The organism is Microbacterium sp. UBA1097 (assembly GCF_002313585.1).
Lineage (GTDB): Bacteria > Actinomycetota > Actinomycetes > Actinomycetales > Microbacteriaceae > Microbacterium.
The window spans coordinates 4,386-13,754 of the sequence record NZ_DCBW01000047.1 but is presented as its reverse complement, the minus strand read 5'-3'; the positions used below and the strand labels follow the sequence as shown (position 1 = coordinate 13,754).

12 protein-coding genes and 1 pseudogene are annotated in these 9,369 nt (G+C 67.0%); 10 read left to right on the top strand and 3 right to left on the bottom strand.

Features of this window, described 5'->3' with window-relative positions; genetic code table 11:
* The first annotated feature begins 32 nt into the window (after nucleotides 1-32).
* Complete coding sequence (locus B4F19_RS11790; RefSeq protein ID WP_195691675.1) at nucleotides 33-350, top strand: hypothetical protein; 318 nt, start codon at nucleotides 33-35, stop codon at nucleotides 348-350.
* Here the strand turns inward: B4F19_RS11790 and B4F19_RS11785 are convergent.
* From B4F19_RS11785 to B4F19_RS11775, 3 genes and pseudogenes are all read right to left on the bottom strand, one after another.
* A pseudogene (locus B4F19_RS11785) lies at nucleotides 347-508 on the bottom strand (gamma carbonic anhydrase family protein); the annotation flags it as partial. The gene B4F19_RS11790 and the pseudogene B4F19_RS11785 overlap by 4 nt on opposite strands.
* Nucleotides 441-800, bottom strand: coding sequence for a histidine phosphatase family protein (locus tag B4F19_RS15905; protein ID WP_414683162.1), 360 nt, complete (start codon nucleotides 798-800; stop codon nucleotides 441-443). The pseudogene B4F19_RS11785 and the gene B4F19_RS15905, both read right to left, overlap by 68 nt.
* Nucleotides 801-847: 47 nt before the next feature.
* Nucleotides 848-1,231: a histidine phosphatase family protein gene (locus B4F19_RS11775; RefSeq protein WP_267189647.1), complete on the bottom strand. Its 384-nt coding sequence runs from the start codon at nucleotides 1,229-1,231 to the stop codon at nucleotides 848-850.
* A gap of 114 nt (nucleotides 1,232-1,345) precedes the next feature.
* Between B4F19_RS11775 and B4F19_RS11770 the strand changes: the two genes are divergently transcribed.
* The 9 genes from B4F19_RS11770 to B4F19_RS11730 form a co-directional block, all read left to right on the top strand.
* Entirely contained in the window at nucleotides 1,346-2,392 is a 1,047-nt protein-coding gene (locus tag B4F19_RS11770) for an ABC transporter substrate-binding protein (RefSeq protein ID WP_195691674.1), read from the top strand.
* On the top strand, nucleotides 2,389-3,171 hold the full coding sequence (locus tag B4F19_RS11765; protein ID WP_195691673.1) for an ABC transporter permease: 783 nt from the start codon (nucleotides 2,389-2,391) through the stop codon (nucleotides 3,169-3,171). The genes B4F19_RS11770 and B4F19_RS11765 overlap by 4 nt, the downstream gene beginning before the upstream one ends.
* The gene (locus B4F19_RS11760) at nucleotides 3,168-3,959 is read left to right on the top strand and encodes an ABC transporter permease (protein WP_195691672.1); all 792 of its coding nucleotides are present in this window, start codon (nucleotides 3,168-3,170) and stop codon (nucleotides 3,957-3,959) included. The genes B4F19_RS11765 and B4F19_RS11760 overlap by 4 nt, the downstream gene beginning before the upstream one ends.
* A 2-nt stretch (nucleotides 3,960-3,961) precedes the next feature.
* Complete coding sequence (gene add / locus B4F19_RS11755; RefSeq protein ID WP_228178106.1) at nucleotides 3,962-4,990, top strand: adenosine deaminase; 1,029 nt, start codon at nucleotides 3,962-3,964, stop codon at nucleotides 4,988-4,990.
* Nucleotides 4,987-6,399 carry an amidohydrolase family protein gene (locus tag B4F19_RS11750; RefSeq protein ID WP_195691670.1) on the top strand — a complete coding sequence of 471 codons (1,413 nt, stop codon included), beginning with the start codon at nucleotides 4,987-4,989 and terminating at the stop codon, nucleotides 6,397-6,399. Before add ends, B4F19_RS11750 begins: the two co-directional genes overlap by 4 nt.
* On the top strand, nucleotides 6,396-7,211 hold the full coding sequence (locus tag B4F19_RS11745) for an ABC transporter ATP-binding protein (protein ID WP_228178107.1): 816 nt from the start codon (nucleotides 6,396-6,398) through the stop codon (nucleotides 7,209-7,211). Before B4F19_RS11750 ends, B4F19_RS11745 begins: the two co-directional genes overlap by 4 nt.
* 49 nt (nucleotides 7,212-7,260) lie before the next feature.
* Entirely contained in the window at nucleotides 7,261-7,902 is a 642-nt protein-coding gene (locus tag B4F19_RS11740; RefSeq protein ID WP_195691669.1) for a GntR family transcriptional regulator, read from the top strand.
* A 79-nt stretch (nucleotides 7,903-7,981) separates the two neighbouring features.
* Nucleotides 7,982-8,707 (top strand): cysteine hydrolase family protein, encoded by a 726-nt coding sequence (locus tag B4F19_RS11735; RefSeq protein ID WP_195691668.1) that lies wholly within the window; start codon nucleotides 7,982-7,984, stop codon nucleotides 8,705-8,707.
* A partial coding sequence (locus B4F19_RS11730; RefSeq protein ID WP_292735129.1) for a ring-opening amidohydrolase occupies nucleotides 8,707-9,369 on the top strand: 663 nt, incomplete at its 3' end. The genes B4F19_RS11735 and B4F19_RS11730, both read left to right, overlap by 1 nt.

The window sequence follows — 9,369 nt, the reverse complement described above, 5'->3', positions numbered from 1 at the left end:
AGGGCTACTACATACCGTCTAGGGTGGTCGCCATGAGTGACAGCGACGTCTACGTCAGCCCCACCCGCGTCCCTGCCGGCATCGCCCTCCTGCTCGCCGTGCTTGGCACCGCCGCCATGTACGCCGGCTTCGTGCTCGGGGTTCCCGCCGCCCTCGACGGCAGCGGCAGCGGAGCGGGTGGATTCATCGTGCTGTTCCTCGCCGGAGCCGCGCTCGTGCTGGCGGCGCTGGTGATCTCGATCGTCTGCCTCGTGCGCGGTCTCGCGCGCGGCATCGCGATCCTGGCGCTGGTCGTCGCGCTGGTGCCGGTCGTCGGCGTCGTGATCCTGCGGATCGCGGCGGTGTCCTAACCCGCGGCGTCCTGACCCTCCGCCGCCTTGTACACCTTCGACCGCGGCACATAGCGCGCGGAGTTGCCGAGCAACCCCGCGACCTCCTCGTCAGTGAGCTCGCGGCGCACCTTGCCCGGGATGCCCGCGACGAGCGACTGCGGCGGCACGATCGTGCCCCTCGAGCACCACCACCTCGCGTGCCGTGGCAGACCACGAGCACCGCCTTGCCGGGAAGTCGGTGGCGATGCGGGTCAGGGCCACGACCCCGTGCACAGCGAGGGAGTCGAGCGACGCTGCGCCCGGATACTCCCGGTCGGGCCAGCGCGCGATCGCGGCGGCGGCCGAGGTGCCCTCCAGCTCGCCGTAGTCGCGTTCGGCGAGCTTCGGATACGCGGTGCCGAACGGGGTGTTCAGCCCTTCCGCGATGATGCGGGCCGTCTCGCGGGCGCGCAGGAGCGGGAAGTTCACGACCGCATCCACGGCAGTGAGCGCAGGGTCATCGGGGTATCCGCCACCTATCGGTGTCCGGTGTTGTTGAGCCGGATGTCGCTCGATCCCTGGATGAGTCCCTCGGCGTTCCAGTCGGCCTGACAATGCCGGATGAACGCGACGATCATGACGTGAAGGCACCGATCACGCCGACCACGGGTCCAGACCGCCCCGGAGCCCACGACGACGAGCCTCACGGGCGCCACCAGCAGGAGGAACCGCGCCCGGTGGGCGAGGCGCCACGGCAGCACGCCCAGGTATCGCCGCGCGAATTCCCGGATCGCGGGGGTCGTCGATCGTCGGCGTTGTGATCCTGAGGATCGCAGCGACCGCCTGACTTCGGGGTGCTCGCCGAACGCTTCAGTGCCGGGAACGGCGCCGGTGACCCGCCCCTGCGGGCGGCGCAGCATCTTTTACACGCTGGAAATGTTCAGGCCATGCCCGCGCAACGACAGCCAGCGAGCATGGATCGTATACAAAACGCGAGAGATCGCGTCATGATTGCCGCGAGAATTGAGAGGCTTATGAAGACTTCAAGCCACCGCGATAGGCGTCTCGCCTGGGCGGGTGCGACCATGGTGGGGATGCTGACGATCGCCGGTTGTGCGGCGGAGCCATCGACCGAGGAAGAGTCCCTTCCGGTCGTGGCGACACAGCTGAACTGGGTCACCAACGTGGAGTTCGCCGGAATGTGGATCGCCGAGAGCGAGGGCTACTACGCGGAGGAGGGCATCGTCGCCGAATGGCTGCCGGGCGGCCCCAACGTCTCCAACACCGTTCAGATCGTCGCATCCGGTGACGCACCGATCGGACTCGATACGAACTTCACCTCGTTCATCGACGCCGTGTCGGAGGGAGCCGACGTGGTGCTCGTCGGTGCTGTCTACCAGGAGAGCCCATTGGCAATCCTGTCGCTCTCCGAGAACCCGATCAACTCGGTCGAGGACATGATCGGCAAGCGCATCGGAAGCCCCCAGGGGCAGCAGCGTGAACTGGATGCCATCTTCACCATCAACGGGCTAGAGCCGGATTACGAGTTCGTGCCGATCGGCTACGACGTGCAAGCGCTCGTGAACGGAGACGTCGACGGGATCACCGCCTTCGCCACCAACCAGGGACTCATCCTCGAAGAGCAGGGTGTGGACTACACCAGCGTGTCGTGGCAGGACCTGGGTCTGGATGTCTACTCCAACATGATCTTCGTCGACCGCACCTACCTGGAAGAGAACCGCGACCTGGTTGTCGCCTGGTTGCGGGCTACCGTGAAGGGCTGGGAGAAGAACGCCGACGACCCCGAAGTGGCCGCGCAGCTCGCGGTCGACGTGTGGGGAGCCGACCTGGGACTCTCGCTGAGCCAGCAGATCAAGGAGAACATCAATCAGATCCCGATGACGACGAGCGATCTCACCGCGGAGTCGGGTCTGTTGCGGATCTCGGCGGAGGACATCGAGCAGAAGATGTACCCGATCCTGCGGGCTGCGGGCATGACCGATCTTCCTGATGTCGCGACTTACGTTGACGAATCGCTGCTCGACGAGGTCTTCGGCGGATCGGCAACCCTGCTCCGATGACTGTGCAGGACCTCGGTCCGGTCGGCACGGCGACGCGGTCCCGAAAGACCATCGAGATCGTGATCGGCGTGCTCCTCTTCGCCTCGGCGTGGGAGATCATCGGCCGGACCGGGGTCCTCTCCACCTCCTGGCCACCCCTCACCGACGTGTTGTGGGTGATCGTCGATCCCGCGCGTGCGCCGAGGTTGTGGGGGGCGCTCGGGGTGACCGTCCAGGAGGGGCTTCTCGGCGGCGTGATCGGAATCAGCGCCGCGGTGGCGACCGCGGTGCTCTCCCGCCTGATGCCGGTCACGCGTCGCCCGGCGGAGCGCTTCGCGGTTCTCGTCGAGGCGGTTCCGGTCGTCGCCCTCGGCCCGCTGCTCATGGTCCTTCTGCCCCGCGCCGTCGTGCCCGCGGCGCTGGCGGCGACAGCGGCCTACTTCGCTGCCTTTGTCGTCATCTGCTCCGCGCTGTGGACCCGACGGGCGGCGCAGGAGGACCTGTTTGCCGTACTGGGTGCCCGGCGGATCGCGGTGCTCGCGCAGCTGGAAGCGCCCGCGGCGCTCCCAGCGGTGTTCGCGGCTCTTCAGCTGGCGATTCCCGCGGCCCTGTTGGGGGCGGTGATCGGCGAGTGGTTCGGCTCCGCCCGGGGCATCGGGCCCCTGCTGATCAACTCGATGCAGAACTACGACATCCCGTTGCTGTGGGCGGCGGGGGTCCTGACCGCAGTGCCCGCCAGCATCGTCTACGGCGGCGCTGCGTCACTCGCCCGGCGGAGCGCGGCGAGGTTCGGGCTGTGAACGCGCGCGTGACGGCTATCGGGCGAGCGGTCGCCCGGTTCGCCTGGGACAACGTGGCGGTCGTGGCGATCGTCGCCGCGTGGGCGCTGTGGGTCGTGATCGGGCAGGTCAACCGGGTCGTCATGCCCTCCCCGGCGAGTGTTCTCGCCGACCTGGTCGGACATCCGGATGCGTATCTTCCCGACCTCACGGTGAGCGCCGGGCTGGCCGCGACGGGTCTCGTCCTGGGACAACTGCTTGGCATCGGACTCGCCATCGCGGCCCATCTCTCAGGAGTCGTGCGTGCGGCGGTGCGGCCCGCGGTGCTGATCGTCCGCGCTGTTCCCATGGTGGCGATGGTTCCGATCTTCGCGCGGATTGTCGGTTACGGAACGCCGACCGTGCTGGTCGTCGCCACACTGGTCGCGTATTTTCCAGCGTTCGTCCTGGTGTCGCGCGGTCTGGCCTCCGCCTCGCGCAGCAAGCAGGACCTGCTGACGGTGCTGGGAGCCTCGAGATGGACGAGGTTCCGGCGGCTCGATCTCCCGGCCGCGGTCCCTTCGCTCTTGGAGGCGTTCCGGCTCTCTGCGGTCGGGTCGGTGGTCGGGGTGCTGCTCGCCGAGTTCGTCGTCGGGTCGTCGGGTCTCGGGCAGCTCTTCGTGGTGTCGCGGGTCTCCTACGACATGTCGCGATCCTGGGGTGCCGCCATCGTCGCCACAGTGCTCTCTCTCGCATTCTTCGGGCTGGCTTCGGCCGTGACGCGGTGGCTCGAAGCGGCTTATCACGACGGCAGTAATGGGAAGGGATGATCGTGAACGACAACATCGACGAGGCTTGGGTACGGACGGTACCCAAAGCCGAGGTCCACGTGCACCTGGACGGATGCATCGACCGGGAGGAGCTGATGCGACTGGCCGGCAAGTACGGGGTGCCCCTTCGCCGACCGGCCGAGCAGCTCTTCGATTTCGACGGACTCACCGAATTTCTCCAGTTCCTCGACTGGGGTGCGTCGCTGGTCAGGACCGCCGACGACGCGGCATCCGTCGCCTATCGGTTCGCCCAGAGGCAGGCGGCCAGCGGCATCCGCTACACCGACGTGATCATCAACCCGACCCACTGGGAGGCCTGGCGCGGAAATATCGCGGGACTCGTCGACGCCCTCGACGCCGGATGGCGAGAGGCGGAACAGGACGGACTCCCGTCGACTGGCCTGTGCCTGAGCTTGTTGCGCCAGCAATCCGCCGCTGAGGCCGATGAACTGCTGGATTGGATGCTGGAGCGGGACCATCCGCGGGTGGTCGCCCTGTCGATCGACGGCGACGAAGCGGTTGCCGGGCGTGTGTCCGCAAGGTTCGCCGACACTTTCCGCCGCGCGGCATCCCGTGGCATTTACCGGACCGTTCACGCAGGGGAGTCCAGTGGTCCCGAGGGTGTCCGCGATGCGATCGACCTCCTGATGGCCGATCGTATCGATCACGGCTTCCGCGCGATCGAGGAACCGGCGCTGGTCGCCGAGATCGCCGACCGAGGCATCCCGCTCGGCATCTGCCCGGGGTCGAACGTCGCTCTTGGATTTACCGAGAGCCGGGCCGCGCATCCAGTCGAGGAGTTGCGGCAAGCCGGGGTGCGGATCAGCCTCAACACCGACGACGGCACTGCCCTGGGATCGATTCTCGACCAGGAGTACGCCGCGACCGCGCGGGCGTTCGGCTGGCAGCGCGATGACCTTCTCGCCATCGCGCGAACATCGATCGAGTCGGCCTTCTGCGACGATGACCGTCGTAGCGCGCTGCTCGCGGAGCTCGATGCGGTGGCAGCCGGCGAGGAGGCGCGGGCATGAGCGCGGTGGCGATCGTTGACGCGCGAGTGCTGACGATGGACGATGAGCGCCGCGACCTCGAGCGGGCGACCGTGTTGGTCGAGGACGGCGAGATCGTCGCAGTGGGATCGAACGTCGAGATTCCCGTCGGCTCGCGGGTGATCGAGGCGGCGGGGCGCGCGGTGATCCCGGGACTCGTGAACGCGCACACCCATGTGCCGCAGATCCTGCTTCGCGGCGGCTACTCCCACGATCGGCCACTCTACGAGTGGCTCTACAACGTGCTGTACCCGGGCCTGAGCGTGTACGAGAACGACGACATCCGGTGCGCGACCTTGCTGTTCGCGACGGAGGCGTTGATGAACGGTGTGACGACGATCGTTGACAACGAGGATGCTGGAACGCGTTCCATGGTCTCCACCGCGGCGAGCACTGTCGAGGCCCTCGTCGAGAGCGGCATCCGCGCTGTATACGCTCGCATGTTCGCCGACCAGCCTGCGCCGGGTTTCGAGGATTATCTCGGCGCGGTCCGTGCGAAGGCCCCGGACGTTCCGGACAGCGACATCTTCGTCGACACCGATCGCGTCTTGGCCGACCTCGATGAGATCGTGCGGAGGTACGACAGGGCCGGTGAGGGTCGGATCCGAGTGTGGCCGTCGCCGGCGATCCCCGGAATCGTCTCCCGACGCGCCCTGCAGCGGAGCCGACAGATCGCGCGCGAGCGCGGAACCATGTGGACGATGCACGTCGCCGAGGACGAGCGGGAGCGCGTGCAGCACATGATGGGCGCGGTCGAGTATCTCGACAGCGTCGGTGCGCTCGATGAGAGGTTGCTCGCGGCGCACTGCATCGACGTCTCCGATCGTGAGATCCGGTTGCTCGCAGAATCGGGCACCCGGGTATCGACGCAGCCGGCGAGCAACGCCTTTCTAGGCGCCGGGGTCGCGCCGGTTCCGCGAATGCTCCGGGCGGGCATCCCGATGGGGATCGGCACGGACGATGCGAACTGCTCGGATGCGGTCGATCTCTTCGGTTCGATGAAGCTCCTGGCGCTCCTGCACCGCGCGGTGAGTCGTGACCCGGGGGCGATCAGTCCGCAGCGGGTCGTGGAAATGGCAACGATCGAGGGAGCGCGGGTTCTGGGTATGGATGACCTGATCGGATCGATCGAGGTCGGCAAGCGCGCCGACCTCGTCATCCTTGATCTGGAGGAGCCGCGGATGACGCCCGCGGCCGACTTGTACGCGGCGCTCGTATTCTTGCAACCCACGGTCGCGGTACGTACCGTGATAGTCGACGGTCGGGTCGTCGTCGAACGCGGCGTTCCTACCTTCCTTGGCGCTGACGGCGACCTCGCGGCCCTGGTGCGGGAGGCCTCGGAGCGTTCCCGCGGCATCGCGGACCGCGCACGACTCCAGGTGGGCCGATGAACGCCGGCGCGCCTCTCGGGCGCAGCGTGCGGGTCGAGGCGGTCTCGAAGTCGTTCCGGCTGAAGCGCGGAGCGTCGGTCCAGGCGATCAAGCGGGTAGACCTGGAGATCGCCGAGGGGGAGTTCGTCGCGCTCATCGGCCCGTCGGGCTCGGGGAAGTCGACGATCTTGCGGATGATTGCCGGACTTGACGAGCCGACTTCGGGGTCCGTGACGATCGCCGGTGAGCATCCGCGAGTCCTCGCGCGCGATCATCGCCTGGGTGTCGCGTTCCAGGACCACGCACTGCTGCCGTGGTTGACGGTGCGCAAGAACATTGAGCTCCCTTTCCGAGTCGCGGGCCGTGACGTCGATCGGCACCAGGTAGATGATCTGATCGACTTGGTCGGACTCCGGGGCTTCGCCGATGCGCGCCCGTCCCAGCTTTCCGGCGGGATGCGTCAACGAGTCTCGATCGCGCGGGCTCTGGCTCTGGATCCCTCCGTTCTGCTTCTGGACGAGCCGTTCGGAGCGCTCGACGCGGTGACGCGACGACGACTCAATGTGGAGCTGCAGGCGGTGTGGACGCGGTTGCGCATCACGACGCTCCTCGTCACGCACAGCGTCGAGGAGGCGGTGTTCCTCGCCGACCGAGTCGTCGTGCTGAGCGCCAGACCGGCGCAGGTCGCCGATGTCGTCGAAGTGGGGTTCGAGCGACCCCGTGAGCCGGATCTGCTGCGGGATGATCGCTTGCATCGCATCGTCGACGGGCTGAACGCGCGACTGGACGCGACGGAGGCGGAATCGTCCGCAAGCGGGGGAGCATCCAGCTGAGGCGACCGGAACTCGGCATCTGGCGGGGTTGGTCCCTAGAGTGAGGAGCATGGCTTCTCGTGCTGGGCTTCCCCTGCGCGACGTGATTGCCGCCGCGATCCGGGGACGGATCATCGATGGCTCGTACGTTCCCGGCAGCCGGCTTCGCGAGGAGGAGATTGCTTCCGATTTCGACGTCTCCCGAGTACCCGTGCGCGAGGCCTTTCAGGTGCTGGAGCAGCAGCGCTTTCTCGAGTTGCGCAAATACAAGGGTGCAATAGTCGCCCAGCCCGAGTCATCGGGCACCCGCGAGCTCATCGCGATCCGCGCCGAACTCGAGGCGATGGCGGCGCGGCTTGCCGCGGCTGCCCACGGAGGGGCGATGGCACGCGAACTTCGATCTCTTACAGAAGAGGGCAGCACCCTCGACCCGGTGACCGAACCCGAGCGCCATTCGGAGCTGGTGGAGCGATTCCACGACACGGTGGCGATTGCTTCCGGAAATCGAGAACTCGTCGAGATGCTGAGGACGCTGCGCAGCCGCCTCAGTTGGATATTCGGAGCGGAGCTGGCTGCGCGCGCTGCCGGGTCGTGGGATGAGCATCGCGACATCTGCGCGTCGATTCTCGGCGGCGAGGAGGCCGCGGCTCATCTCATGCGCGAGCACGTCCTCGGCGACCTTGCGTTCTTCGACGAGCTCATCCGTCGCTGAGGTTTAACACGGCGGTAACACTCCGACGCCGGCCCTCTCCGGTAGGTCGTATACGATCGAGGTGAGCAAGGGAGTCATAGTGACCACGACAACACCGCAGGCGATCCAGGCGGATCCCTATGCCTGGCCGTGGCACGGTCAACTCGATCTCACGCGCACGGCTCTGCTCTGCATCGACTGGCAGGTCGACTTCTGCGGCAGCGGTGGATTCATTGATTCGCTGGGCTATGACATCAGCCTGACCCGTGCGGCGATAGAACCCACCCAAAGAGTGCTTGGGCGGGCGCGCGAACTCGGGCTGACGGTGATCCACACGCGAGAAGGGCACCGCCCCGATCTCTCTGATCTGCCCGACACCAAGAGGTGGCGTTCCGCCAGTCAGGGGGTCGAGATCGGGTCCGTCGGGCCTCTGGGACGCGTGCTGATTCGAGGCGAGGCTGGGTGGGAGATCATCCCCGAGTTGGCCCCGCTTGCGGGTGAGACGGTCATCGACAAGCCCGGCAAAGGTGCGTTCTACGCCACCGACCTCGAGCACATTCTGCGCATGGCGGGGATTACCGATCTGCTGATTACGGGGTTGACCACCGATGTCTGCGTGTCGACCACAATCAGGGAGGCCAACGATCGCGGGTTCGAGGTACTCGTGCTGTCGGATTGCACGGCCGCGACCGATCGCGCCCGGCACTTGCAGACGATCGAGATCCTCACGATGCAGGGCGGCTTGTTCGCGGCTGTCGCTTCATCGGACTCCGTCCTCGCCGCGCTGGGTGCGGAATCGCTCCCGGCCGACGACCGGACGCGCTGATGTATGTCGATCTGACGGTCGTGCCGGTTGCTGCCCCCGACGACGCCCCGGTCGACAGGGTGTTCGGGCGAAGGGTCCTTGCCGTCATCGGAAAGACGGAGGGGAACGGCGGCGTTAACGACTTCAGCCGGGCTCTCGCGACTCGCGCCTGGACCGAGGGGCTCTCGGAACCGGCGTTGACCGTCATGTCGGGCGGCACTGAGGGAGTCCTCAGCCCGCATGTCACCGTGGTTTCGGAGGGTTCGACATCAGGCAACGGGCGACTTGCGGCGGGGTTCGCGCAGACCCCTCGGTTATCTGTCGAAGGGCTCGGGCGCCGAGAGCAGGTCGACGCGGTCGCTGCGGCGACGCTCGAAGCGTGCCGCAACGGAGGCTTTGATCCACGCAACGCCCACATGGTGCTCGTGAAATGCCCTTTGCTGACGACCGAGCAGATCGTGTCAGCGAGAGGCGGGGCCGTGACGGATGATCCCTACCTATCGATGGCGCGATCCCGAGCGGCTAGCTCGCTGGGCGTCGCGCTCGCGTGCGGAGAGATCGGCGGAGTCGAAGCGGACCAAGGCCTCGCAGGCGATCCTTCTGTCTGGTCGGCGGTCGCTTCGGCTTCCGCCGGTATCGAGCTCGACCGGTGCCTCGTGCTGGCGTTCGGGTCTCGACTCGAC

Coding starts and splice junctions, on each gene's coding strand:
- B4F19_RS11750 (WP_195691670.1), top strand. CDS start 4,987: ATGAGCGCGGTGGCGATCGTTGACGCGCGAGTGCTGACGATGGACGAT.
- B4F19_RS11745 (WP_228178107.1), top strand. CDS start 6,396: ATGAACGCCGGCGCGCCTCTCGGGCGCAGCGTGCGGGTCGAGGCGGTC.
- B4F19_RS11790 (WP_195691675.1), top strand. CDS start 33: ATGAGTGACAGCGACGTCTACGTCAGCCCCACCCGCGTCCCTGCCGGC.
- B4F19_RS11765 (WP_195691673.1), top strand. CDS start 2,389: ATGACTGTGCAGGACCTCGGTCCGGTCGGCACGGCGACGCGGTCCCGA.
- B4F19_RS11775 (WP_267189647.1), bottom strand. CDS start 1,231: ATGCTGCGCCGCCCGCAGGGGCGGGTCACCGGCGCCGTTCCCGGCACT.
- B4F19_RS11740 (WP_195691669.1), top strand. CDS start 7,261: ATGGCTTCTCGTGCTGGGCTTCCCCTGCGCGACGTGATTGCCGCCGCG.
- B4F19_RS11770 (WP_195691674.1), top strand. CDS start 1,346: ATGAAGACTTCAAGCCACCGCGATAGGCGTCTCGCCTGGGCGGGTGCG.